Source organism: Paenibacillus sp. FW507-14B1B (assembly GCF_058781425.1).
In genome coordinates, this window is sequence record NZ_JBYSWS010000001.1 from 1,672,511 (window position 1) to 1,699,050 (window position 26,540).

Sequence of the window (26,540 nt, forward strand, 5' to 3'; positions counted from 1 at the left end):
CTTGTTAGCAAAAAGATAGCCCGCTTTTCTCATGTAGGAAAGCGGGCTGTGTATTTTAGTATTTGTATCATGGTGTGGCTTTGCTGTTATCCCTCATTTTCTGTTTTTAGAATAGTCTCAATTCGGTCAAGCTCTTCCTTCGAGAATTCGAGATTATTCAATGCAGCAACGTTATCCTCAATCTGGCTAACTTTACTTGCTCCGATAAGTGCTGAGGTAATCCGTCCACCGCGGAGCGCCCATGCCAGAGCAAACTGCGCCAGACTTTGGCCACGCGCAGCAGCCATCTGGTTTAATGCGCGGATTTTGCGAAGCACCTCTGGGGTAATATTATTCTCATTCAAGAACACAGAAGAACTAGCGGCCCGGGAATCGTTCGGAACACCGTTCAAATATTTATTCGTTAACATTCCTTGAGCTAGGGGAGTAAACGCAATACTACCTACACCGTTCTCTTCAAGGATATCAAGCAGACCATTCTCCACGGAGCGATTCAGCATGGAATAACTTGGTTGATGAATTAATAACGGTGTTCCTAAGCTCTTTAGAATCGTAACGGCTTCTTGTGTCTTCTCTGGTGAGTAGTTGGATATCCCCACGTAGAGCGCCTTACCTGAACGAACAATATGATCGAGTGCCATCATCGTCTCTTCCAAAGGAGTATCCGGATCCATACGGTGTGAATAAAAAATATCGACATAATCAAGTCCCATGCGTTTCAAGCTCTGATCCAGACTGGAAATCATATACTTGCGCGAACCCCACTCTCCGTAAGGTCCAGGCCACATATAGTACCCTGCTTTGGAAGAAATAACGAGCTCATCCCGATATGGCTTCATATCTCTCGATAATATTCTCCCAAATGTCTCTTCAGCCGATCCTGCTGGTGGTCCGTAATTATTAGCTAAGTCAAAATGAGTGATCCCGAGATCGAATGCACGCGTAATCATGCTGCGTCCGTTCTCATAAGCATCTACACCACCAAAATTATGCCATAATCCAAGGGATATAGCCGGTAGCTTCAAGCCTGATCGCCCACAGCGATTATATTTCATTCCCTCATAGCGGCTTTCGCTTGCTACATATGTCACTTGCGATCCCTGCCTCTCTGAAATTGCATGAATTATATGATGCCTTATTATATCTTAGCTTGTTTAAATGGCTGTTGACAAGAAAACGATTACATCGTTGATCTGTACGGCTGTTGTTCCCATGAATTAAATATCTCGGTGAAGCAGCGCCGCAGCCTCAGACATGACCTTTCCAATACGATCTGCGATAAGCAGTCCTGCGCGATGATCATAGGGTGTAGGATCTGCATTTAAGAGTGCTATTTTACTGCCATGAAAATAGTTCACGAGCTCTGCCGCTGGATGCACCGTCAGTGACGTCCCTCCAATAATTAATAGGTCGGCTGTTGATATTTCCTGCACTGAACGCATTAGAATTTGCTGGTCCAGCTCTTCTTCATATAAGACGACATCCGGTTTAATGATGCCACTACAATCTGGACAACGAGGAACCGTCTGCTTGATTTGCATAATCTCTTGTAGAGAATAAAACCTTGAACAATCCATGCAATAATTACGATGGATAGAGCCATGCAGCTCAAGAACATTTGTACTCCCTGCTGTCTGATGCAGGCCATCTATATTTTGTGTGATGACAGCCTTAAGCTTTCCTTCCTGCTCAAGTCTTGCTAACAGGCTATGACAACCATTCGGCTTGGCATGAGGATGCAGCATTTTACTGCGGTAAAAATCATAAAACACTTCGGGATGTTCCATAAAAAACGTATGGCTAAGCAGTTCCTCCGGAGGATACGGAGAATGCTGCTCCGTCTGATAGAGCCCTGCAGCAGACCTGAAGTCTGGTATACCGCTCTCAGTCGATGTACCTGCTCCGCCAAAAAAAACGATATAATCACTTGCTTCAATCCAAGTAGCTAATCTTTCGATTCTTTCCTTATTCTCCACTCTACGCACCTCCGTACAGCACCATAAAATAACAAATCTATAGGATTACACTAATATCATTATAATCAGAGATCACAACATCGGCATCTATTAGATGCTCGCCACCTTCCTCTCCAGGGTAGATTCCAATCGCCATTGCTGTGCCAGCTTGCTTAGCCATCTGCATGTCACCGTTACTATCTCCGATCACGACAGTTTCATGGTGCCCTAGTCCAAGCTTTCTGCAAGCCAGCTCCACCATTTCAGGATGCGGTTTGCTGTTCTCTACCTGATCACGGCCTATAACCACCGAGAAGTACTGCCCTATTCCCATCCATTCTAAATGTTCCAATGCAGCTTCGGTATGGTCTGAAGTGACAACAGCCATTTCGATAGAAGCTTTCTTGCAATGTTGTAAAAACGGTTCCAAGCCCGGCATCGGAAGGGCCGGTTTATCCTGCCTTATATGATACATCGCATTTTTCGTGATTTGATTGACTTGTACGATTGCTTCATTCCAAGGCATACCAGCTGCATAAAGATGCCATGCCAAAATCCCTGTGGTTTCCTCTACACTCCCCATAGAAAGCGGTCCTTGAACATCATAATCAAGCATCTTCCCGTCTGTGCCATGGATTGTCCCAAGCACTTTGTCTCGGGGTACTACAAATCCCGCTCCCATAAGGGCGAGACGCTCTTCCATGAACTTCAGAACATAGTCAGCAAAGCCGCCCCAGAGCGCCATAAAATGAAGCAGTGTACCATCCTTATCGAATAATACCCCCCGGCACGAGGATGAGCGTCCATTCACCTGAATAATTGGCAAGCAAAATCCCTCCCTTTTATTCGATGATACTCTTTCTAAATAGAAATGTCTCCTTTTTCTTCCTTCATATGTGAGGTCTTAAAGCATAGGTCTATCTTTTCAACAAATACTTGGATAGTCGATACTTCGACACATTTGAAAACGTTGACAACACCTGACTTTGTGATTTAAATCACCTATTTAAAACTTTAATAAGAGTAATTTTAAATTGTAGATGAAATTAACGATCTCAACAGAGAACTCAACTATATAAAGGCCCAGTTCCAATAATCAGGGCCACGGGGGGAAACCATGAATCGCACCATAGAACAGAAGGGAGAAACCTTCTTTCTCAACCTACGTTTCATTCTAATCGTTACCGTATTTATAGGAAATGCGATAGAACCTTTAATTACCCGAATGGAGAGTCTTCACACGCTATACCTGTGGATTTTTTCATTCCAAATGCCTCTGTTCGTTCTCGTAACCGGGTATTTTGCCAAAAAATCGATGACTGGTAAGCAAGCTCGTGATGTACTGCTTCAGATCGGTTTGCAGTATGTTATCTTCCAAAGCTTGTATTCCATATTGGATGCTACTGTTTTTCATGTAGAAGATATTCATCGCTCTTTCTTCGCTCCATATCTTCTACTATGGTTTCTATTCAGCCACGCATGCTGGCGCATGCTGCTTATGGCAATGAATAAATTAACCGCAGCGCAGCAACTTCTCATTGCCGGCTTACTTGGCGTGTTCGTTGGTTATTTGCCTGTTGATGGTGTTTGGTTAAGCATCAGCCGAACATTTGTCTTCTTCCCATTTTTTATAGCCGGTTATCATTTTTCTTTCGAAACATTCAGCCAGCGCTTCAAGCCATCTATAAAACTCATTTCGGCTTTTCTCTCGCTGCTACTGTTGCTTGTATTTAGCCTCTCGGGTAACAAACTGAATGTAGGCTGGTTTTACGGTAGTTTAACATATATGCAGCTGGGACATGACGCCTGGTATGCTGGTGTGTTCCGAGTTGCCACATATGCGCTACAGCTCATTGCATCAATAGCATTTCTCGCCTGGATTCCCATGACTGTGAGTCGTATTACGGATCTGGGTCGCCGTACATTATACGTATTCTTGCTTCATGGATTCATTATTCGTGTAGCTGATTACAGCGGATTGCATGAGTCCATCACAAACACGAGTGGAGCAGCACTTCTTATTGTAGCGGCTATTCTATGCACAATCTTACTTGCACAACCTAGCTTTAAGAAACTCTTCCACCCCATTATTGAACCATCTGTAGAAGGAATTCTAAGACTTGAAAAAATTCCAATGCGCCGATTCTTTGTCAGATAACCTCACAAAATTACCAATCTTTAGTCGTTTTCCTTGTTTCATTACAAGTTTCCTGTGGTAAGTAAGTCATGCGCACAGCAAAAAGCGACTGAGAAGGAGTGATTTGTGATGGCACCTAACAGTAAGAATGGAAAAATGTCTAGAGAAGAGGCCGGTCGTCTTGGTGGTGAGGCTACTGCAAAAAAACACAATCGCGAATTTTACCAGGAAATTGGTAAAAAAGGTGGGAGAGCCACATCAAAAAATCATAACCGTGAATTTTATCAAGAAATCGGCCAAAAAGGCGGAGAAGCTACTTCCCGTAATCATGACCGTGATTTCTATCAAGAAATTGGACGTAAAGGCGGAAAAAAATAACTTATCACACATAAAGAGGTCTGCTCCTACTATAAGGATCAGACCTCTTTATGTTATTACGCTAGGCCTTTTTCCTCATTACACTCATGAAATCGTATAGAAAAACATACCTTTTTATGATAGACTCATATACAACCTAAACGTTCATTACGGATACCCGGCTACTTTGCCGGTGAACCGCGATAAAGCGCTAGTAAATCTAATTTTAAGAGATCTGGGGGGAACCGACATCATGACAGCAAAAAAAATGCGTTCAGACATGATTAAAAAAGGTTTTGATCGGGCACCGCATCGCAGCTTGCTGCGTGCCGCCGGCGTAAAGGAAGAAGACTTCGGCAAGCCATTCATAGCGGTATGTAACTCTTATATCGACATCGTTCCAGGCCACGTCCATCTTCAAGAATTCGGTAAAATCGTCAAGGAAGCGATCCGCGAAGCTGGCGGCGTCCCTTTCGAATTTAACACCATCGGTGTAGATGATGGTATTGCCATGGGACATATTGGTATGCGCTATTCATTGCCAAGTCGTGAAATCATCGCAGATTCCCTGGAAACTGTCGTTTCAGCTCACTGGTTTGACGGCATGGTATGTATTCCGAACTGTGACAAAATCACACCAGGTATGCTAATGGGTGCTCTACGTGTCAACATCCCAACCATCGTTGTTAGCGGTGGACCAATGAAAGCTGGCGTCGATAGCAAAGGACGTAAATTGTCTCTGACTTCTGTGTTTGAGGGTGTAGGTGCTCACCAGGTCGGTAAAATAAACGATGCTGAGCTGCTTGAGCTGGAGCAATACGGTTGCCCAACTTGCGGTTCATGTTCAGGCATGTTTACAGCTAACTCTATGAACTGTCTCTCTGAGGCATTAGGTCTGGCTTTACCTGGTAACGGCACAATTCTTGCTGTTGCAGATGAGCGCAGAGATTTCGTGAGACAGTCAGCAGCTCAACTTATGAAACTCATCGAAATGGATCTTAAGCCACGTGATATCGTAACCCGTGAAGCTATTGATAATGCATTTGCACTTGATATGGCAATGGGCGGTTCAACCAACACTGTTCTTCATACGCTGGCTCTTGCTCATGAGGCAGGTATTGATTACCCACTCGAGCGTATTAATGAAGTTGCAGAGCGTGTACCTTATCTGTCCAAACTCGCTCCTGCCTCCGATTACTTTATCGAAGATGTGCATAACGCTGGTGGCGTAAGTGCAGTACTTCATGAGCTTCTAAAGAAACCAGGTGCTCTGTTTGGAGACTGCATTACCGTTTCAGGCAAAACACTTGCCGAGAATGTTGCGGGATGTGAAATTCAAGATACCAATGTTATTCATACGCTTGATAATCCTTACTCCGAACGTGGAGGTCTGGCCGTTCTGTATGGCAACTTGGCACCTGAAGGCTCCATCATTAAAGTCGGAGCAGTTGATGCTTCCGTTGGCGGCTATCACAAGGGTCCTGCAATCTGCTTTAACTCCCAAGAAGAAGCGCTGGAAGGCATTGCTAATGGCAAGGTTAAAGAAGGGCATGTCGTTGTCATCCGTTATGAAGGTCCTAAAGGTGGACCAGGAATGCCTGAAATGCTTGCTCCTACCTCCCAGATCGCTGGAATGGGTCTTGGAGCAAAAGTAGGCCTAATCACGGATGGTCGCTTCTCAGGTGCATCCCGCGGAATCAGTATTGGTCATATTTCTCCAGAAGCAGCTGAAGGCGGTCCTATCGCATTCGTTGAAGATGGAGATATTATCGAACTGGATCTAAACAACCGTGTCATTCAACTCGAAGTAAGTGAAGAGGAAATGGCGAAGAGACGTACGGGATGGAAAGAATTCGAACCTAAAGTGAAAACAGGTTATTTAGCCCGTTACTCCAAGCTTGTTACCAACGCAAGCTCCGGCGGCGTATTGAAGATCTAATATAATTTTTTCATCAAAATAAAAAAAGAGGATGCCCTAGGTCGTTTGACCATTCCGGGCTCCTCTTTTTTGGTTTAAGAAGACAATCCTTGTGATGCACTCGATATAGGCAGATCCGTTAACTCATGTTCCTCTACTACGTTATCATTCTCCGTTACCCGGTAATGCCGATTATCCTTCTCTGCGTATCGTTCAATTAATACATCAACTGGCATAATTAACATCTTAGGTTCAAGTAACTGACTCCCCTGCTTCAATCGGGATTGACCTTTAGGATGAATAACACTTAATAATACCTTAAGATAAATACGCGTAGAGCTTGCAAACCACCCGGATGGCAGATCTTGAACTTGAAATCCAAATTGCTCAGGACCACGAGAAATCATCGTAACTCCATATAAACCTTTAACATCCACATATTCAGGTCGTTCCAGAACCATATTGGCGAGTGTAGGAAGATCCTTTTGCACAGCCCGTATCATCTGAATGGCAAGTTGCATTTCTGATCGGGATCGGCTTCCGATATGGAATAGCTTCTTATTATCAAAATGAAGTTCTAGTACTTGATCTCCTTTTTCAAGACGTGAGCCATCTTCCAAAATCACAGCTTTACCTTGATAAGCCCTAGCACGGAAATGGAGCATGGGATCTTTCGGAGATACCGTCTCAAGCCGGAACATCAAATGAAAAGCCTTCTCCCATAAGAGCCATAGTGATACAACAAACCGTTTCACAATAGACACTTGTGCATCCTTGGATTTTCTCTCTTGCTTGATCATGTCATCGATCCGGATACTTCTAAGATTCTTTCGCTTCGCTTCCTCCAAAACCTGCTCCAAAGCGATTAACATTTGCGCTGGTGCTTCCGGATTTGCCCCCATTGTATTTCCACAATCATGTAAGAGCATAACTTCCCCAGCTTTGAGCTTTCGAAGCATCCGCATCGCGAGCTTGTCAGACCCTGTCTTAGTGCGCCAATCTCCAAACATGGAAGACCATAATACAATACGGTATCCACTGTTCTTAGCAAAATCAAAAAGATTCACGATCCCCCACGGTGGTCGATAATAAGTCGGATGCTCACCCGTCATCTCATAGATAATGTCATCCGTCCGTTTCAATTGCATACGAACTGTTTTGGGACGCATTAGCCAATTTGATTTATGAATATAGTTATGAATTCCAATCAAATGACCTTCTGCATAAATTCTTCGCACGACATCCGGATATTTCTCTGCATGGGATCCAACCAAGAAAAAAGTTGCCTTCATTTCATATTGTTTTAATAGGTCAAGCAGCATAGGAGTATAAACTGGATCAGGCCCGTCATCAAATGTCAGGGCGAATTCATGATTCCCCGTTCCTCTGCGAAACACTCGAAAACCAAAAATCCGGGTAATAAGCCCAGGAATAAAGGCATAGAAAGATGAAATATAAAATAACCAAAGCAGTAATGTCTGCATGCCAACTCCCCGCTTTTCTTTTTCTTTGGCAATACACTATTTATTATTTTATCATAGCAAATAAAGAAATAGGCGTTTTTTTCTGAAATCATGTACAATGGTAACAATTATAAAATTATAGAAGGAGCCGATCAAATCCTATGCTTCCCCTGTACAAAAAATATTGGAGAACATTCTTCGATATCGCAATGATTGTGCTGACGGTATACCTAGTTATGTATGCCTTCAGCAAGTTATATCAGATAGCAGCTCCCGTATTTTTATCCTTCCTTGTATTCTTTCTTATTGAACCAATCGCCCTTTTTTTCCACCGTCGTGGTCTACCTAAGACATTCGCTGCAGCTATCGCAGTCTTACTATTTTTGTTAATCATTTTAGGTGTTTTATTCGGTGCAGGAGCGCTTATTGTGTCACAATTCATGCAATTGCAGGATAATCTCCCCTATTACACAGAGACCCTTCAAGAACAGTTCGCATCTTTAACTAGTTATTTACAGATTAAATTGGATGCCCTGCCTCCTGACATGACTGCAAGGTTGAATGGGTATTTCCAAGATATTACGAATTTTGCGCAGACAGTGCTCGGAAGTTTTCTCCACTACATTATTGGGTTCATGGGTTCTTTCACAACCTTTATAACCAACTTTGGTGTAGCGATTATTCTTGCCTTTTTCCTTAGTTCTGAAATTGGAAGCTGGCGTAAGTTCGCCAAAGAAAAGACGCCACGTACCTTAAAAGAAGCATTTCTCTTTTTGAAAAATCATGTGTTTACTGCAATCGGCTCATATTTGAAAGCACAATTAAAGCTGGTTAGCATTACATTTGTACTGGTGTACATAGGACTGCTTATTCTTGGAACAGGAAATGCGTTATCACTAGCACTTATTAGTGCAGCCTTTGATATTCTGCCGCTTCTCGGCGTTCCAGTTATTTTTATCCCGTGGATCATTTATCTCTTTGTTATTGGAAATGCGAGCCTTGCGGTCGGACTCATCCTCCTACTTGCGGTCGTGATGGTAACCCGTCAATTACTAGAGCCGAAGATAACAGGAGAATCGATCGGTGTTTCCTCAGCCTATTTAATGTTATCCTTCATGATCATTTCGCTATCCATATTTGGAGTGGCAGGTCTAATCCTATCACCGATTCTTATGATCCTGCTGAAAGAACTACTACAACAAGGTTACCTTCAGCGGTGGATAACGCTTCCAAAGGAAGAGTTCGACGTGTCTCCTTTTGAGATGGGCCCGAAGACAGATCAGCCTTCATCAGATTCAAGTGAAGCTAACAAATCCATGACCTGACCAAACAATTTCGTGGCGTCATGCTTACTGTTTGGAGTCACGTTTTCAACAAGTACTGATACTGCATAACGAGGTTTTTGTACGGGGCCGTATCCCACGAACCATTGATTGTTTCGGGGGCGGCCTTTTTTTAATGTCTCAGCAGTACCTGATTTCCCTGCTACTTTCCATATTGTATGTTGAAGTCCACGTCCTGTACCGTTAAGAACGACTTCCTCCATCCAAGTTAGAAGGGTCCGAGCGGTTTCCCGGGAAATAACTCCTTCATGTGTTGTCCCACGCATAGGATCTAAAGTCTGTGCATTTTGTCCGTTCGCATAAGATATTTGACGTATAATTCGTGGCCGAATGATCTCACCATGATGAAGGAGTGTTACAATCAAATTCGCTGCCTGTAGCGGTGTAACCGCCGTATCTCTTTGGCCTATGGCCGTCTGCACTCTGGCACCTGAGTCGGCTGGATCCATATTATTGGAGAAAATAGCTCCACTCTCTTCATGATCAAATGGCTTCAACACCGGAAGGCCTAATATATTCTGTGCCTGCCATCCAATCGTTCTTCCTAGCCCGAGTTTTATTGCTGTATCAGTGATCTGTCCTGAAGTGAGTCGTTCAGCTAAACTGGCGAATACAATGTTACAAGAATCAGCAAACCCCTGATGTACAGTAATGGTGCCATGCCCGCCTTTCTTCCAACAGGACAACCCATACTTACCGTACTCACCGCTACAGTGAAAGGTCTCCTTACTTGACAATAAGTTATTATCTAAAGCAGCTGCTGCCGTTACAATCTTGAAAATCGATCCAGGGCTTGCCCCCTTCAGCGCTTTATTCTCCCATTCCCCGACCTGTGGATGTATCTTCTCTGGGTTATAAAAGGGGCGAGACACCATAGCCAAGACATCACTGTTATGAGCATCTAGCACTACAACAGCCCCTTCTTTCATGCCAGCTTGTTCTGTGAGTTTCTCAATTCTTTTCTGAAGCTCATAATCCACCGTTGTTGTAATCTTCAAAGGATAGTATGGATTGCTCTCTGCTTTCACCATTGGCTTCATCTCTTGGTTTATTTGATTTCGTCCATCTACAGGAAAATAAACAACGGTTGGACCCATTCCTTGAAGAAGAGTATCCAGCGTCCTCTCGAGTCCGCTTGTTCCTTTTACCCCCTCATACTCGCGATAGAACATATTCTCTTGTCGTTGTCCCGATATATAGCCAAGCCACTGCATACCCGAATCTTGGTCACCGTATCTTTGTTCGTATGGTAACACTTGAATACTTGCAAAGTTCAATGCAGATATTTCCTTAATCTGTTCTGAATCCAGTGCAAGTGGAATGGATGCTCTTCGGTCATGCCATAGCATTGGTTCTTTCAAACCCGTCCAAATTTTCTTTAAATCTGCTTGATCTGTTTTTAGTATATGTGCCACTCTCAACATAGAATCATTCCGTGTTACCTCATTTCCTTTTCCAAAGGGAAATAAAACTGCAGACCAGATTAATTTACCCGTCAAAGGTATCCCATTACGGTCCAAAAAATGCCCTCTTCCTGTATCTAAAACGAGACCCCGTTCACGTTGCAAGAGAGAAGTTTCAAGTAAGGTATGTTTGCTTCCAGGAGGTTTTTGATTCTTCATCACCAGTTGAACCCATGCTAACCTGAAGACTAATATGGCAATTAACATAGTGAGGATTATCCATCCAATAAATATTCGTTTATGCCATTTTCTCTGCTGGTTAACCTGCATGTTAATGCCTCCTCTTCAATCTTTAACTATTATCATTCCCCCTCGAACATGATCACAATCGTGTGCTTCTGAGACATCATAAAAAAACTTGCTTCTCCCTCGGGAGAAACAAGTTCTTAGATTAGGACTATAAAGTGAATCGAGAAAGTGTTGCTTTCAATTCATTCGAAACATTCTCAAGCTTGCTGGACAGATTAACGAGCTGATTGCTCACACTCTGCTGTTCATTACTTAACGATGCAACCTCTTCAGATGTGGCTGACGATTCTTCTGCAACAGCGCTAACGTTCCCCATTGCCTCAGAAAGTACATTCTGCGATTGATTCAACCCTTCAATGGACTGTGTTACGAAATCAAGCTTCTCTATAAACTCGCCCATCTGCTGCTGAACAGAATCAAAAATATCATTTGTTTCCTTAACGGAATCCATTTGAGCTTTAAACAATGGATTCGCATCGACCAGCACCTGTACAGTTTCATTCATTTCGTTCATAATGCGATCTGTTATCTGGCTTACCATATCAATGGATTGACGAGATTGGTCAGCCAATTGACGTATCTCATCAGCAACGACCATGAATCCGCGTCCTGCAGCACCTGCTCTAGCAGCTTCAATTGTAGCATTCAGTGATAGAATATTCGTCTGTTTCGTAATATTCTGCAATACATCCAGTACCTTTACTACAGAAGAAGTCGTTTCCTTCAATCCATCAACCTTACGCATCATTGCACGAGTCATATCCTCAGTCTGATGTGTCTTGTCCAATAGATTGTTCAAATGTTTCGTACCTCGTTCGCTTGAACTTTCAACATGACGAGCGGATACACCCATCTCATCATTAGCTGTCACAACAATTTGCATCTGCTTTGATATATTCCCAGTAAGATCGCTACCACGCTCGGCTTCAACAGCCAAGCTGCTAGCTCCATTCGCTATTTCCTCTGTAGCAACAGCAATTTCCTTCGCTGATAATGCTGTTTTCTTAGAAGCATCACTCAGCTCTGAAGCGGTGTTTAATACTTCCTGAGCAGTATTGTTTGTCTGTTGAACAAGCCCTGTAATTTGTTCCATCATTTCATTGAAGCTGGCCGATAACTGGCCAATTTCATCCTTGGAATGATGTGATGTACGTACATTGAGGTTCCCCTTTGCCCCTTCTTTCATAAGCAAATTCAGCTTGCCGATTGGACGAGCAATCATACGAACCATCCATATACCAATCAAGACAGCAATCACAGCGTCAGCAATCGCTGCCCACAGTGTAATAGTTAGGATACCATCTGCATCCTTCGTTAGTTCCTCTGTCTGAATTGTACCGACCAATCTCCAATCATTCAGTGAGAGAGTGTTGTATACAGCAAGTATATCTTTTCCGCTGGCATCCTTAGGAGTCAAACTTCCCGTTTTGTTCTCTGCCGGCTCGTTCTTCATGAATGTCATACTGGACTCTGTGCCGTCCAATTTGGAGTCATTAGCAGCTATTATCGAGCCTTCCTTCGAAATTAGCTGAAGTTGACCTTCCGATCCAAGATTAATGCCTCGCAGATGGGTATTAATTACCGAAGCATTAAGTTCAATAATAAATGTATACGTATCATTCAAGTTGTTCATCGAACTAAGTGAACGAGCAATCGAGAAATAAGTAGCCGATTGGTCCACTTCAGTTGGAACCCAGTAAGATTTTGCACCCTTTTTAACGTTAACCATCCACGGTTTAGAGAGTACTTCCTCTAAATCTTTAGATGTATTTCCTGTTACAATCATCGTATCTTTCTTAGGCGGAATGATGTAAATAGCCTTAATATTTGCATCCGTCGTAATATGACCTGCTAATTTGTCTCGGATTTCCTTGTCTGTTGCAAATCGATCATAATCGCTCAACTTATTACTTGTATAATTCGTTAGAAGCCTCTGAAGCTCTTTTTCATAGAAAATTTGTCTTCCTAGATTCTCATACTTATCTAGAATAATATTGATCTTCTCGGACGTCTGGATGATAGTCTGCTGATTAGCGTTAGCAGCATTCTTTTTAATTGTATCCTTGGCTTTGCTGTATGACATCAATCCTAAGACAACAACAAATGTAACAATGGCTACAAAGAAGATTAAAAACAATCGTATACCGACCGAGTTAGCAGGATTAATCTTCATTGACTTCGCTGCTTGAACCCTTTCAGCCCATTTGGATGACCCGTTAGGCGCCCCTTTCGAACCGAATGTAAACCCTTTTGATCTATTACTATCTACTTTCGCTTTCTTATCTTTCTTAGACTTTTTCTCTTTCTCTTCAACCTCACTCATTTGCTGTTCACCCACCACAAATCATTTTTTAAATCCATTACTTCTTATTTCGACATATGGGTATGATTTCCTTTGGGTTTTTTTAAAAAAATAATTCAAACGACCTAGTTTCATTGTCACAAAAAAAGGAATCCAATCCCGAACAGGGTTTAGATTCCTTTTGATGAAAGGTTGAAACATATAATATTAGGCTTTTCGACCTAATCCACAAGTGGGGAATTATTATTTACGTTTACGCATCATATCAAAATGCTTAACGGGCTGATCTACCTTTATCCAGACTAACTGCAAAGGATGACGAGCAGCATCCAGAACATGACCTTCTTCATCTGTAATTGTACCAACCTTCTGCTTAAAGAAAGTTCCATCCGGTCCGAAGAATTCAATCTCCGTGTCTGGTACGAAGTGATTACGCTGTTGAATTAGAGCCATACCCTTGGTAGCGTCGTAGTCCATGACCAGTCCTGCAAAATCATAAGGAACTGCTTTATCTTCAGGCTCATAGATATGATCCTCGTGATCCGGAGTGTCATAGAAGAAACCTGTGTTCAATGGGCGATTTGCCGCCTTGTTAAGCTCCTCGATCCATTCTGGTTTCAAGACATAGTTATCGGGATCTGCCATATATGAATCGATCGCTTGACGATAAACATTCACCACAGTTGCAACATAATGAATAGATTTCATTCGTCCTTCGATCTTAAAACTATCGATACCCACTTCAATTAAGTCTGGAATATGCTCAAGCATGCATAGATCCTTGGACCCCATTGTAAATGCATTATCCTGAGGCTGGAACAATGGAATCTGTGTCACTCCAGGCTTGAATGGACTAGGTACTGCCGATGATGAATCAAGTTTCACCTGCTCTTCAGATACCCAATTTTCTTCCCTTGCATCTTCGAACAGATCATATTTCCAACGACAGGATTGACAGCAACCACCTCGGTTGGAGTCACGATCTGTAAAGTGATTGGAGAGAACGCAGCGTCCGGAAAAGGAAGAGCACATCGCACCGTGGATAAAAGCCTCAATCTCTATATCCACGTTATTCTTAATCTGAGCTATCTCCTCTAAGCTGGTCTCCCGACCAAGAACAACACGCGGCAGACCTTCTTCTTTCCAGAACTTCACAGCCTGCCAGTTCAGTGTAGATTGTTGTGTGCTCAAATGAACCTCTAGTTCAGGTACTGTACGCTGAGCCACCTCTATAATTGCAGGATCAGCTGCAATTATAGCAGCGATGCCCGCCTCATGCAGGCTACGCAGATAATTTTCAATACCCTCAATATCCTCATTATGGACATAGATATTCGTAGCCACAAATACCTTAGCACCATACTTATTGGCGAATTCAACGCCTTCCTTCATTTCTTCAAAGCTGAAGTTGTCGGCATTCGAACGTAAACCATATTTTTGTCCACCGATATAAACGGCATCTGCACCATAGTGCACAGCGAATTTCAATTTCTCCAAATTACCTGCCGGTGCGAGTAGCTCCGGCTTGTCCAAGCGATAACGCTTGCCTTTATAAGTTGGCTGAACCATAGCTGCCATCTTTGTTCACTCCTTGTTTTTACCGACTGAACTAAAGAAGTTCATTCTTATTAAACTTTAATCCATTAATAAACCTGTTCTTTATAGAAGAATCCGAATGAAAGCTCTCTTTCCGGATCCTGAAGCTTACGAATATCATCCAACCAATCTTCACTAAACGCATAAGATTCAGGATCTGCTGCGTATAGATCAATCGCTTTACGATACGCACGAATGACAGCGACATTGTAGTGACGTGGCTTAAGTAACGTCTCCACTTTAAAACTGTCGATACCCGCTTGCATTAATAGATGAAGATCTTCCAGGATACAAATATCATCTGAACTCATAATATGTGTACCATTCACATCTTCATATATAGGATATTTTTCATCCGCACGCTCTGCCTCGATCAGAAATAAACCTCGTTCCTTACCTAAGCTGCCTTCAGTTACAGGACGCCCTTGATGCTTCATGTAGCTATGAACCAGCTGGCGTTTGGAGTGATAAATATTCGTCATGCCATGAACCTGGACCTGCGCTTCGATCTCTAGGTTTGGCTTCATTTCCGTAATCTCATCCATATTTAATTCACGGGCCAAGATGACACGAGTTGCACCCTTACGTCCCCAGTAATTCGAAGTCGAGTAGTTCGTTGACGTCATTTCAGCATTCCAATGAAGTTTAACCCCTGGCGCGAATGACTTTACAGCAGATAATACCGATGGATCATTAAATTCAACGGCATCCACTCCGATTTCTCCAAGCATCTTAACATATTCGGTTAATTGTTCTAGAAGATCGTTGGTCATTAGATTGTTCAAGCTTACATAGATTTTTCCACCAGCAGCATGTACTAAGTCAGTCGATTTACGGATATCCTCCAGCGTCATGCTACCAGGCAATCTCATCCCAAATCGGTCATCGCCAACCAATACCGCATCTGCACCAGCATCCAGATAAGCTTGTACATCATCCAGAGTTCCCGCGGCTACCAGAAGCTCAGGTTTATTACACATTACAATTTCCCCCTAATACTATTTCGCCATCTTCTTACTTTTCTCGATGTTCTGTAAGTGCTCTTTATATGTTTTAGCAAACAGGTGCTCCTGAGAACCATCCTTCTTGGTCACATAGAACAAGTAGTCCGATTCTTCTGGCCTTAGTGCCGCTTCTATCGAAGCTAGACTTGGACTCGAGATCGGTCCTGGAGGCAGTCCCTTATTACGATAAGTATTATAAGGACTATCTACTTCTAAATCCTTATACAGCAGACGTTCCTTTGGCTTATCTAAGAGATACTGCACCGTTGCATCAATTTCAAGCTTCATGTCCTGCCCAAGACGGTTATATATAACTCCCGCCACCAGTGCTCGTTCTTTCTCAGCAACAACCTCACGCTCTACCAATGAAGCCACAGTAAGCAACTCATGGAGTGTCAGTCCACGCTCTTTAAGGAGGTTTTCCCAGTCTGGTATTTCACTCAGCCTCTTCTCCATTTGACCTAGCATCAACTGAATAATATCCTCTTCTGTACTGTCTTTAGGCAGTTCGTACGTTGCAGGGAATAAATAACCCTCCAGTTGATGTCTCAGTGGTATATCCTTCGGAATCTCATTGACAATGGAGACATTCCAGCCTGTCGTTTGATCAGCTAGCTTCACAAATTCTTTCGCATCTAGACCACTTTCCTTGGCAATAACCTCTGATATCTGCAGGACCGTGTATCCTTCCGGAATGGTAAAACGCATCATTTCCTCTGGTTTGACATCCCCATTGTTTAGCATCGCAATTAATTGATCGTAGGTAGCACCTGGTTTTGCCTCGTAGATACCAGCCATAAATCGACTGCCCTCGCCCTTGACCTTCAAATATCCTTTAAACAACAAGGCATTCTTGATAAGCCCCTTCTCTTCAAGAAGATCGGCAATTTCGACAGTTCTCATGCCAGATTCAATCGTAAACTCGACAGGCGTATCGGAGCTTGCGACTGGCTTCATGCCATTCCAAGCGTAAAACATTACTCCGCCAGCAATGAGGATCAATACCAACACCGCTATGGCCAGTTTCTTCACGCATTCATCTCCTCACAACCAAAAAGGACGGACTGCTCCGCCCTTTCAGCATTCATTTGAAATTTCAATCTCTTACAAAAGAACTTAATATTCGTCTTCCTCAGGAAATGTAAGCTCGTCGTATAACTCGGATACATTCTCCCATTCCTCATCGTCGTCAATGGTCGCTAGCTCCAGACTGCCGTCATCTGCTGTCACAATACGAAGTACTTCATACTCCTCATTCTGACGATCGGGCTGTACTAAGATCGCATAGCCTTGACCATTCACTTCGAATTCTGCAGCGATATCGTACACCATTGTGGTTCCCTTCTCATCCTGAAGTTCAACACTCTCGCCGAAAGCTTCTTTCAGCACCTGGGTCCATACCACTTGCTCAGCAGAAAAATCAGTCATTGCCATTACTCCCGTCAAGCTCCTCTACGAGTGTGTTGAAAGTTTCTTCAACAATACTCCATTCTTCGTCATCCTCAATCATGTATAGCTTCAGGTCATCTCCATCTTCTTCAAAACGGAATGCGTAGACCTCATCTGTTTCTTCATCTGCAGAATCCGCAGGCACGACCATCATGTATTTAGCATCAGAGCCGTCAACCTCGAATTTCATGATGACTTCAAATTCCTCTTCGTTGCCTTCATCGTCGGGAATATAAATAATTTCCGGTTCTTCTTCCATACCAATATGTTCATTTGCCATCTGTTATCACCCTCACCTTTACCTTTTAGAATCCAAGTAGTTTTGCAAAATCAAGCTTGCAGCCATTTTATCTACGACCTGCTTGCGCTTCTTTCGGCTGACATCGGCCTCCACCAGCGTCCGTTCAGCGGATACGGTTGAAAGCCGTTCATCCCAAAGGTGAACGGGTAAGCACAGGGACTCTCGCAGTATTCCTGCGAATTCCATGCAGATTTCCCCCCGGGGACCGATCGTGCCGTTCATGTTTTTGGGCAGACCGACCACTATTTCACTGACCTCATGCTCTTTCACTAGAGCAGCGATCCGCTCGAATTCAATGCCCTCCCGGCGACGTTCAATGACTTCCAGCCCTTGAGCTGTCCATCCGAATACATCGCTAAGAGCGACACCAATTCTACGATCCCCGTAATCTAATCCCATGATCTTCATCCTTGCACTCCTAACGGTGACTGGCTAGGTAGAACCGGACCAGTTCTTCAATCAATTCATCTCGTTCTTTCTTCCTGATCAAACTTCTGGCATTGTCGTGCCGAGGTATATAAGCCGGATCCCCGGACAACAGATAACCGACAATTTGATTGATTGGATTATACTCTTTCTCAACCAATGAGTCGTATACCGATAGCATTATGTCCCGGGCGGAAGCCTCCTTCTCATCACCTTTTACATTGAACTTTACAGTCTTATCCATGGAGTCCATGTGTGACACCTCGCTTCTTCGAAGAACATGTTTAATAGCATGCTTCGTCGAATAAATATTTACCAGCTTGATCTATCTCTATCATAACATAATCCTTAACCTGTAAGGAAATTTGATGTGAAATATTTATAAGTAAATACCCTAAACTTATACGTTTTGTGAAACGAGCTCCTCAGCACGTTTTAGAGCCTCCTTGATTTTGGAAGCATCCTTACCACCAGCCTGAGCCATATCTGGACGGCCACCACCGCCACCACCACATACAGCCGCAACTTCTTTAACCAATTTACCTGCATGAACGCCTTGTTTCACAAGTTCTTGTGGCACAGCAACAACAAAGTTTACTTTGTCTCCAGACACGGCACCAAGTACGATGACAGCCTCAGGAAGCTTTCCTTTCAACTCATCTGCAACCGTACGGAGAGCATCCATACTTCCAGCCTGCACTTCTGCAGCCAAGAGCTTCGTATTACCAGCCATAACGACCTGATCTGTTAGCTGCCCAGCTTCAATCGCACTCAGCTTGCCTTGTAGAGATTCATTAACACGGCCCAGATCCTTCACCTGTTGAGCCAGCGCCTCAATGCGCTTAGGAACATCATTCAGATTGCTCTTAAGCAGCCCTGCAGATTGTCTTAACAGATCAAGCTGTCCTTCCATAAATTCATAGGCGAAACGACCCGTTACCGCTTCAATACGACGAACACCGGAACCAATTCCACTCTCGCCAAGTAGTTTGAAAATACCGATCTGTGAGGTATTATCCACATGGCAGCCACCACAGAGCTCTAGGCTGTAATCGCCAACTTGTACAACGCGCACAACGTCTCCGTATTTTTCACCAAACAAAGCCATTGCACCCATCGCTTTCGCTTCATCGATCGATTTGTTCTCGATCACAACAGATGTCCCTTTCCAAATCTGCTCGTTTACACGCTGCTCAATCTGAGATAGTTCCTCTGGTGAGATACTTCCGAAATGAGAAAAGTCAAACCGTAAACGTTGTGGTTCAACAAGGGATCCCGCCTGGTTAACATGATCACCAAGCACCTCTTTCAGTGCTTTATGAAGAAGGTGTGTAGCCGTATGGTTCTTAATAATATCTAGACGCTTCTCACGGTCAACTTCTGCCCTTACAATATCATTCACTTTCAGTTCGCCAGACTCCACCGTTACAAGATGAACATGTTGTCCATGTGGTGCTTTGAACAATCCTTCAACCCTAGCACGCAGAGCGTCACTCTCAAGAACACCCTGATCACTTACCTGTCCACCACTCTCTGCATAGAAAGGTGTGGTATCCAATATAACCTGACAAGTTTGCCCCTCGCCAGCATGGTCAACGAATTCTCCATCCACAACAATCGAGAGAATTTTGGATTGTTGAACGATGTCATTATATCCAACAAATTCACTTTTAACCGTGTAATCGGAGAGTACACCGCCCTGAACCTTCATACTTTCAGTATCTTGGCGAGCTGCACGAGCACGTTCACGCTGTTCTTTCATCGCTGCATCAAAACCTTCACGGTCAACCGAAAGACCATGTTCTGAAGCATAATCCTCGGTTAAATCGAATGGGAACCCGTAAGTATCATACAATTTAAATGCGTCACTGCCGCTAATTTCGGTGTTACCTTGTTCTTTAGCCTGAGCGCTAATATCTGCAAGAATATTCAGACCATCAGAGAGCGTCTTATGGAACTGCTCTTCCTCAGTAGCGATGACTTTCTCAATAAATTCGCGCTTCTCTAATACTTCCGGATAGTACACGCCCATGATATCGCCAACGGTTTTGGTTAGAGTATACATAAACGGCTTATCAAGCCCAAGCACTTTACCATAACGAACAGCACGGCGAAGCAGACGACGAATGACATAACCACGGCCTTCATTGGAAGGAAGTACTCCATCTCCAACAGCAAAAGCAACGGTACGAATATGGTCAGCGATGACTTTCAATGCTACATCATACTCAGGCTTCTCATTGTATTTCACATTAGCAAGGGCAGCTGTTTCCTGAATAAGAGGCTGGAACAAGTCTGTGTCAAAGTTGGAATCCACGTTCTGCAAAATCGATGCGAAACGCTCAAGCCCTGCTCCTGTATCAATGTTCTTATTAGGAAGCGGTGTATAACTGCCATCTTTATTGTGGTTAAATTGCGAGAATACAAGATTCCACACTTCGAGATAACGCTCATTCTCGCCACCTGGATACAGTTCTGGGTCAGATGGATCGTTACCATATGCTTCACCACGGTCATAGAAGATTTCCGTACAAGGTCCGCAAGGGCCTTCACCAATATCCCAAAAGTTATCTTCGAGCTTAATAATGCGGCTTTCTGGCAACCCGATTTTCTCATTCCAAAGCTTAAATGCTTCTTCATCTTCAGGATATACCGTTACGGAGAGACGTTCTGGATCAAATCCGATCCATTTCTTGTCTGTCAGGAACTCCCACGCCCATGTAATAACCTCTTCTTTGAAGTAATCTCCAATTGAGAAATTACCAAGCATCTCGAAAAATGTATGGTGACGACGTGTCTTTCCGACATTTTCAATATCATTCGTACGAATGCACTTCTGAGAATTCGCGATACGCGGATTGTCAGGCATTACACGACCATCAAAATAAGCTTTCAGTGGTGCCATACCTGCATTGATCCATAAGAGTGACGGATCATTATGAGGGACAAGCGAAGCACTAGGTTCAATCTTGTGACCTTTCTCTGCAAAAAACTCCAACCATTTAGAGCGGATTTCACTAGCTTTCATGATTATAACCTCCAATTCAGTATCGTTCGGTCTTATTAAAATGAAGTCCGAACACAAAAAAGCCCCTGAATATATCAGGGACGAATCTCTCGCGGTACCACCCTGGTTATCGCCCATAATGTGGTCAGAAACATTGACTCATCTGGCGATCGCCTTGTAACGGTTATATAACGGGTACCACCCGGTGAGTTTAGCTCACACTCGGAAATCAGCATTTTCAGCACGTGACGCTTTCAGGTTCTCACAGCCATCCAGGAGACTTTACCGGAAGGAACCTGTTCTCTGAGAAAGGTGCACTAGCCTACTTTATTTCCTCATCGATTTCAATTCTTATGGACTTTAATATTTTCAAGTATATCGATGCCTAAACTATCTGTCAATGCATGTCAGCATCCTACAAATCAACCGCTTTTTCTTCTCACATAATAAGCAAAAAAATGCTGCAAGAGAACTTTGATTACGGCAAAAACAGGAACCGCCAAGATCAGGCCAACTGTACCCGCCAGCTGTCCTCCCACTAGCAAGGCAAATATGATCAGTAATGGATGCAGGTGCAGCTTCCTTCCCACCACTTGAGGAGAAATGACGTTGCTCTCCAGCAGCTGGCAGATTAAATTAACCAGACCTACAAAGAGCACCATTTTCCAAGAGATTGTTGAAGCCATCAGAAGCGCAGGCGCAGCTCCTAGAAACGGACCGAGATAAGGCACAATATTAAACACAGCAACAACACTCGCAAACAGAAGCGCATAAGGCATGCCAATGAGTATATATCCGATATAAGCGAACACGCCGATGATGAGGCACACGAGAAATTGTCCCCGAACATAATTGCCAAGCGCAGTATCAATCTCCTTAAGCAAAGTGACGATTGATTTTCGCCGACTACGAGGCAGATATGACACTGCTGTCCGCTGAAACACCTCAAAATCTTTTAATATGTAGAAGATCAGAAAAGGAACAATAAACACATTGAATAGCATGTTGATTGTCGTTCCGATATTGTCCATGAACCCAGATATTCCATTAGCCAGTCTGGTTTCCAGGTGAAAGAGCCAGCTATTCATCCCCGTCCGCACACCAGGCGGCAGTAATTTACTATCTAGGTTCGTCATTAGACTTTGAGCATGCATCGTAAATTCAGGAAGATGTTCATTAAGTTCCTCAAGCTGCCGAATCAGCATTGGAATCATATTAATCAGTATTACCGCAAGACAAGTTAAGAAGACGGCGTATATAAGCAGTACTGCAATGCTCCTTGGAACCTTGCGGTCTGAGAGCATGCATACGATGGGGTTGAGTACATAAGATATGATCATGGCTACTAGGAATGGGGCCAAAACCGCCTTTAAGAAGCGATAAACATCAAGAAATAAAGGCCGCAAAAGCCACACAAAATAGAGGGCAATAAGTCCGAGCAGCAGCCAGATCAGGAAGCGGAACCACTTATTCGCAGTCATCTGTTCCACAGGGTAATCTCTCCTTTCGGACTGGCTTACCCTATAAGTATATGTACGAGCCCACTAATTTAATCTTACATTTCAACATAACGTCATTTTTACATAATCCATCCGTGTAAAAAGACCCTCGCTTGAGTCTAATTAGACTCAAGCGAGGGTCTTTTCATAATGCATATCTATGTATGCAAAAATTAAGTTGATGCGTGTAAATGTGGAAAGTCTTGCTGAAATTCTTCACCGAAGAACAAATCATCAAGCGAGCTAAGTGTACCGTCTTCCTCAACCTGGTATACAGACATCTTCTCACCATTGACCGTTAGTTCAATAAAGCATCCCCAGCAGTAAAACTGATGGGAACCGATCTTTCCAATATCTTTGGAACTACAATTTGGACATTTCATATTCTATTTTCACCCTATCCGTTCACAGAATTAATGGCTTTTTCTAGACGCTGTTCGCTCATCGGAGGTACCATAACAGCATTTTCTCCGATCACCATTTCCGTTGTACAAGGTAGCCATTTGCGACCTTCTATTAAATCAGAAACAAAACCGTCGGAAATTTCTAATCCTAGTATTGTATTGCCCTGTTCTTGTTCAAAATAAACATCGGAAATGCGTCCGAGCAAAATACCGTCTTCCGTAAGTACTTGCATTTCTTTCAATTTCCGTCGGCCCAAAAGGTACGTAAATGGTATATCATCAGGGTCCGTCTTCTGAACAACCTCTAAACTTCGGATCATTACCGCATCTTCACCATAGGCGGCTATATCCTCCCATGCGACGGTTTTCACATGAGAGGAAAAAAGAGCCTTCCCTTCGATTTCAAGTCCGGTAATTGACCAATTATCTAGTATAAAATCGTGGATCTTGCCAACTTCTTTGCCATTCTCCACGTCGAATACAGCCAGTCCAATCATTTCTTGAAGTTTCATGTTGCATGGACACCTCCCCATCCTTAATGATTTGGAAGCCCGACTCGGTACAAGCACTACTTGCTTAGTGTCCGTTTATCGTCTTCACAAGGATGAAATGGAAGAAATCATACCCCCTAATCCATATCAAGAGAAATCCCTTAACTTTTATTTACGCAAGCGATTTAGGATGGTTCCAATTTTTCGGGCAGTATACTCCATTTCCTGTCTAGTATTACCCAAACCAAAACTAAAACGAATCGCAGACCGTAAAAGTTTTTCGGAAAGGTTCATTGCCTGAAGTACATGGGAAATTTCGAGTGATCCTGAGGTACAAGCAGAGCCGCTTGCTGCAGCAATTCCTTCCATATCGAGGTTCATTAACATGGTCTCCGTACTTACACCCGGAAAGCTAATATTAATAATATGGGGCATGTAAAACTCGGGGTGTCCATTCACGACAAAAGCCTCGTCTCCAATTTCATGAGTCAGACTTCCTATAAATGATTCTCTAAGCATCATATAATGTGCTCTTCGATGATTCAGACCTTGAACGGCCAACTCTACTGCTTTGGCGAAGCCTACGATACCTGCTATATTTTCAGTTCCAGCACGTCGTTTCTTCTCTTGTAACCCTCCGAACAATCTAGGAGACAATACATGTCCTCGTTTCACAACGAGTGCACCAATGCCTTGAGGTCCATTGATCTTATGTGCTGAGAAACTCCAGAGATCAACAGGGAAGTCCTTGCAGACGATGTGCTCAGTGCCTAATGCCTGTACCGCATCCGTATGAAAGACAATATTTCTGCTGTGCGCCAGTTCACCGATTCCCCGAATATCCTGAACGGTACCTATTTCGTTATTACCAAACATAATCGTGATTAGAACCGTATTATCTTTAATCGCATCGGCAATCTCATCAACAGAGACACGTCCTTCATGGTCAACGGGGACAAAGGTAACTTCACATCCTCGCTTCTCAAGCTCCTCACAAGTATGAAGCACCGCATGATGCTCGATTGCAGAAGTAATAACATGCTTACCCTGGAGCCCAACAGCTTCCATCGTTCCGAAGATAGCTAGATTATCACTTTCTGTTCCACCAGCCGTGAACACAAGCTCATCCGGCATACAACCCAAAAGGGTCGCCATCTTATCCCGCGACCCACTAACCAATCTCTTAGCTTCTCTTCCGTAAGCATGCACACTTGAAGCATTGCCATACTGACTTGTCATCACTCGCATCATCTCTTCCGCTACTTCCGGATGAACCGGTGTTGAAGCGGCGTGGTCCAAATATACTGATCTCATCATCAATCACCTATATATAGAACATATAATTGTCCACTACGGACTGTTCATGGAAATTAATCAGATTGTCAAGCGTAGTCGAATCCAGCACCTCAGCGATACTATCACGGATACGGAGCCATAAATCGCGCTTAGCAGGATCGTCCTCTTCTGTGAAGTCAACAGGAGAGATCGGGCCTTCCAGCACTCGAATCACATCGCCTGCCGTAATACTCACTGGCTCTCGGGATAGAATGTAACCACCATATGCGCCACGAATACTCTTCACAAGACCTGCATTTCGAAGAGGAGCAATCAATTGCTCCAGGTAGTGCTCAGACAACTGATTCTTCTCAGCAATACTCTTCAGTGAAGTTGGCCCTTCACCAAAACGGGAGGCAAGCTCCATCATAATTGTTAATCCATATCTTCCTTTAGTTGATATCTTCAAAGGGTGACACCTCTCTCGAAATTTTATATATAATATTTCTCATCTGTTTTGTTGGTTTGAGGCGGAAATAAGGGTTAAATCTCCGGTGCATCAGGGAAAAGTAGCATAATCTCCCTATTCCGATCATTCCCCTCTGTATATGGTAACATAACCACAGCCCCTATGGGTAATAATACACACCTATTTTTGAAAAATGTTCACCTGGAGTGGACACACGAAGAGCGTGTGAAGTAGGCCAGGTTGTGATAAAATACGTCCATGGGCATAAATCAATACGAAAATGGTGATGACGATGTCAAAAGATAAACAAAACACCCGTATCGTTGTCGGCATGTCGGGAGGAGTCGATTCCTCCGTAACAGCACTGCTGCTGAAGCAGCAAGGATATGAAGTGATCGGGATCTTTATGAAGAACTGGGACGACACCGATGAACTTGGCTACTGCACGGCCGAAGCGGACGCTGAAGATGTCCGTCGTGTATGTGAGCAGCTCGATATTCCCTACTATACCGTCAATTTTGAAAAGGAATACTTTGATAAAGTATTTTCCTATTTTCTTGATGAATATAAGGCCGGAAGAACACCAAATCCAGATGTTATGTGCAACCGGGAAATTAAATTCGGTGAATTCTTAAACAAAGCGCTGGATCTTGGAGCAGATTATGTTGCAACAGGACACTATGCTCGCGTTGTCGAAGAAGAAGGGAAACTGCACCTTCTTCGTGGCGTGGACAACAATAAGGATCAGACCTATTTCCTGAACGCTCTGAATCAAGATCAGTTATCTAAGGCTATGTTCCCCATCGGACATCTTCCTAAGCCAGAAGTTCGCCGTCTAGCTGAAGAAGCAGGTCTTTATACAGCCAAGAAAAAAGACAGCACTGGTGTATGCTTCATCGGTGAACGAAACTTTAAAGAATTCCTCGGCCATTATCTCCCCGCTCAAGGAGGAGAGATGATTGATATTGTTACAGGCGAAGTTAAAGGTCGTCACGATGGTTTAATGTATTATACCCTGGGACAACGCCAAGGACTCGGCATCGGTGGATCAGGATCTGGTGAGCCTTGGTTTGTCGCTGACAAAGATTTGGAAAAGAATGTGCTCTATGTAGTCCAAGGAGATCATCCTAGCTTGTATTCCACTGGCTTGATCGCCTCCGGCATCAATTGGATTGCAGGTGAGGAAGCTATGCCCAAAGATTCCTTTACCTGCTCCGCAAAATTCCGCTATCGTCAGCCGGATCAACAAGTGACGGTAACGCCAAGAGAAGACGGTACTGTTCACATAGCGTTTGACAAGCCTCAAAAAGCCATTACACCTGGACAAGCCGTTGTGTTCTACCAAGGCGAAGAGTGTCTAGGCGGCGGGACCATAGAATACGCTGAGAAAGTACCGTACTAAGTAAAAATTACGGTTTACCCAAGAACCAAA

24 protein-coding genes are annotated in these 26,540 nt (G+C 43.5%); 5 read left to right on the forward strand and 19 right to left on the reverse strand.

Annotation, left to right across the window (positions count from 1 at the left end):
• Window positions 1-86: 86 nt before the first annotated feature.
• From mgrA to AC3WJJ_RS07960, 3 genes are all read right to left on the reverse strand, one after another.
• Window positions 87-1,091 (reverse strand): L-glyceraldehyde 3-phosphate reductase, encoded by a 1,005-nt coding sequence (gene mgrA, locus AC3WJJ_RS07950; RefSeq protein WP_492539428.1) that lies wholly within the window; start codon window positions 1,089-1,091, stop codon window positions 87-89.
• Window positions 1,092-1,217: 126 nt separating this feature from the next.
• Window positions 1,218-1,976 (reverse strand): NAD-dependent protein deacylase, encoded by a 759-nt coding sequence (locus AC3WJJ_RS07955; protein WP_492539430.1) that lies wholly within the window; start codon window positions 1,974-1,976, stop codon window positions 1,218-1,220.
• A 37-nt stretch (window positions 1,977-2,013) separates the two neighbouring features.
• Window positions 2,014-2,781, reverse strand: a complete 768-nt coding sequence (locus AC3WJJ_RS07960) for an HAD family hydrolase (RefSeq protein WP_492539432.1) — start codon at window positions 2,779-2,781, stop codon at window positions 2,014-2,016.
• A 291-nt stretch (window positions 2,782-3,072) separates the two neighbouring features.
• On the opposite strand from AC3WJJ_RS07960, the gene AC3WJJ_RS07965 reads away from it, so the two are divergent.
• The 3 genes from AC3WJJ_RS07965 (at window position 3,073) to ilvD (ending at window position 6,388) form a co-directional block, all read left to right on the forward strand.
• Entirely contained in the window at window positions 3,073-4,113 is a 1,041-nt protein-coding gene (locus AC3WJJ_RS07965; RefSeq protein WP_492539434.1) for an acyltransferase family protein, read from the forward strand.
• A gap of 108 nt (window positions 4,114-4,221) precedes the next feature.
• Window positions 4,222-4,470 (forward strand): KGG domain-containing protein, encoded by a 249-nt coding sequence (locus AC3WJJ_RS07970; RefSeq protein ID WP_492539436.1) that lies wholly within the window; start codon window positions 4,222-4,224, stop codon window positions 4,468-4,470.
• Window positions 4,471-4,702: 232 nt separating this feature from the next.
• A complete protein-coding gene (ilvD, locus tag AC3WJJ_RS07975) occupies window positions 4,703-6,388 on the forward strand; it encodes a dihydroxy-acid dehydratase (RefSeq protein WP_492539438.1) in 1,686 nt (561 codons plus the stop codon).
• A 74-nt stretch (window positions 6,389-6,462) separates the two neighbouring features.
• On the opposite strand, the gene AC3WJJ_RS07980 is transcribed toward ilvD, so the two are convergent.
• Entirely contained in the window at window positions 6,463-7,851 is a 1,389-nt protein-coding gene (locus AC3WJJ_RS07980; protein WP_492539440.1) for a polysaccharide deacetylase family protein, read from the reverse strand.
• A 140-nt stretch (window positions 7,852-7,991) separates the two neighbouring features.
• Here AC3WJJ_RS07980 and AC3WJJ_RS07985 point away from each other — a divergent pair, with 140 nt between their 5' ends.
• Complete coding sequence (locus tag AC3WJJ_RS07985) at window positions 7,992-9,155, forward strand: AI-2E family transporter (protein ID WP_492539442.1); 1,164 nt, start codon at window positions 7,992-7,994, stop codon at window positions 9,153-9,155.
• Here the strand turns inward: AC3WJJ_RS07985 and AC3WJJ_RS07990 are convergent.
• From AC3WJJ_RS07990 to cymR, 15 genes are all read right to left on the reverse strand, one after another.
• Window positions 9,110-10,906, reverse strand: coding sequence for a peptidoglycan D,D-transpeptidase FtsI family protein (locus tag AC3WJJ_RS07990; RefSeq protein WP_492539444.1), 1,797 nt, complete (start codon window positions 10,904-10,906; stop codon window positions 9,110-9,112). The genes AC3WJJ_RS07985 and AC3WJJ_RS07990 overlap by 46 nt on opposite strands.
• 127 nt (window positions 10,907-11,033) lie before the next feature.
• Window positions 11,034-13,208 (reverse strand): methyl-accepting chemotaxis protein, encoded by a 2,175-nt coding sequence (locus AC3WJJ_RS07995; protein ID WP_422660227.1) that lies wholly within the window; start codon window positions 13,206-13,208, stop codon window positions 11,034-11,036.
• A gap of 222 nt (window positions 13,209-13,430) precedes the next feature.
• Window positions 13,431-14,765, reverse strand: coding sequence for a peptidase U32 family protein (locus tag AC3WJJ_RS08000; protein WP_492539447.1), 1,335 nt, complete (start codon window positions 14,763-14,765; stop codon window positions 13,431-13,433).
• A gap of 65 nt (window positions 14,766-14,830) precedes the next feature.
• Window positions 14,831-15,763, reverse strand: a complete 933-nt coding sequence (locus AC3WJJ_RS08005; RefSeq protein WP_492539449.1) for a peptidase U32 family protein — start codon at window positions 15,761-15,763, stop codon at window positions 14,831-14,833.
• A gap of 18 nt (window positions 15,764-15,781) precedes the next feature.
• Window positions 15,782-16,819, reverse strand: a complete 1,038-nt coding sequence (gene mltG / locus AC3WJJ_RS08010; protein ID WP_492539451.1) for an endolytic transglycosylase MltG — start codon at window positions 16,817-16,819, stop codon at window positions 15,782-15,784.
• A gap of 84 nt (window positions 16,820-16,903) precedes the next feature.
• Window positions 16,904-17,215: a DUF1292 domain-containing protein gene (locus tag AC3WJJ_RS08015; RefSeq protein WP_422660223.1), complete on the reverse strand. Its 312-nt coding sequence runs from the start codon at window positions 17,213-17,215 to the stop codon at window positions 16,904-16,906.
• Window positions 17,208-17,516, reverse strand: a complete 309-nt coding sequence (locus tag AC3WJJ_RS08020) for a DUF1292 domain-containing protein (protein ID WP_422660222.1) — start codon at window positions 17,514-17,516, stop codon at window positions 17,208-17,210. Before AC3WJJ_RS08020 ends, AC3WJJ_RS08015 begins: the two co-directional genes overlap by 8 nt.
• A gap of 18 nt (window positions 17,517-17,534) precedes the next feature.
• The gene (gene ruvX, locus AC3WJJ_RS08025) at window positions 17,535-17,945 is read right to left on the reverse strand and encodes a Holliday junction resolvase RuvX (protein ID WP_422660221.1); all 411 of its coding nucleotides are present in this window, start codon (window positions 17,943-17,945) and stop codon (window positions 17,535-17,537) included.
• Between the two features lie 10 nt (window positions 17,946-17,955).
• Window positions 17,956-18,216 (reverse strand): IreB family regulatory phosphoprotein, encoded by a 261-nt coding sequence (locus AC3WJJ_RS08030; RefSeq protein WP_422660220.1) that lies wholly within the window; start codon window positions 18,214-18,216, stop codon window positions 17,956-17,958.
• 147 nt (window positions 18,217-18,363) lie between these two features.
• On the reverse strand, window positions 18,364-20,991 hold the full coding sequence (alaS, locus tag AC3WJJ_RS08035) for an alanine--tRNA ligase (RefSeq protein ID WP_422660219.1): 2,628 nt from the start codon (window positions 20,989-20,991) through the stop codon (window positions 18,364-18,366).
• A 401-nt stretch (window positions 20,992-21,392) separates the two neighbouring features.
• On the reverse strand, window positions 21,393-22,451 hold the full coding sequence (locus AC3WJJ_RS08040) for an AI-2E family transporter (RefSeq protein WP_422661399.1): 1,059 nt from the start codon (window positions 22,449-22,451) through the stop codon (window positions 21,393-21,395).
• A 191-nt stretch (window positions 22,452-22,642) separates the two neighbouring features.
• Window positions 22,643-22,852 (reverse strand): YrzR-like zinc ribbon domain, encoded by a 210-nt coding sequence (locus AC3WJJ_RS08045; protein ID WP_422660218.1) that lies wholly within the window; start codon window positions 22,850-22,852, stop codon window positions 22,643-22,645.
• A gap of 14 nt (window positions 22,853-22,866) precedes the next feature.
• Window positions 22,867-23,385: a PRC-barrel domain-containing protein gene (locus AC3WJJ_RS08050; protein ID WP_492539455.1), complete on the reverse strand. Its 519-nt coding sequence runs from the start codon at window positions 23,383-23,385 to the stop codon at window positions 22,867-22,869.
• Window positions 23,386-23,532: 147 nt separating this feature from the next.
• The gene (locus tag AC3WJJ_RS08055; protein WP_492539457.1) at window positions 23,533-24,678 is read right to left on the reverse strand and encodes a cysteine desulfurase family protein; all 1,146 of its coding nucleotides are present in this window, start codon (window positions 24,676-24,678) and stop codon (window positions 23,533-23,535) included.
• A gap of 10 nt (window positions 24,679-24,688) precedes the next feature.
• Window positions 24,689-25,108 (reverse strand): cysteine metabolism transcriptional regulator CymR, encoded by a 420-nt coding sequence (gene cymR / locus AC3WJJ_RS08060; RefSeq protein ID WP_492539459.1) that lies wholly within the window; start codon window positions 25,106-25,108, stop codon window positions 24,689-24,691.
• Window positions 25,109-25,400: 292 nt separating this feature from the next.
• On the opposite strand from cymR, the gene mnmA reads away from it, so the two are divergent.
• Window positions 25,401-26,510 (forward strand): tRNA 2-thiouridine(34) synthase MnmA, encoded by a 1,110-nt coding sequence (gene mnmA, locus AC3WJJ_RS08065; protein WP_492539461.1) that lies wholly within the window; start codon window positions 25,401-25,403, stop codon window positions 26,508-26,510.
• Window positions 26,511-26,540 lie beyond the last annotated feature (30 nt).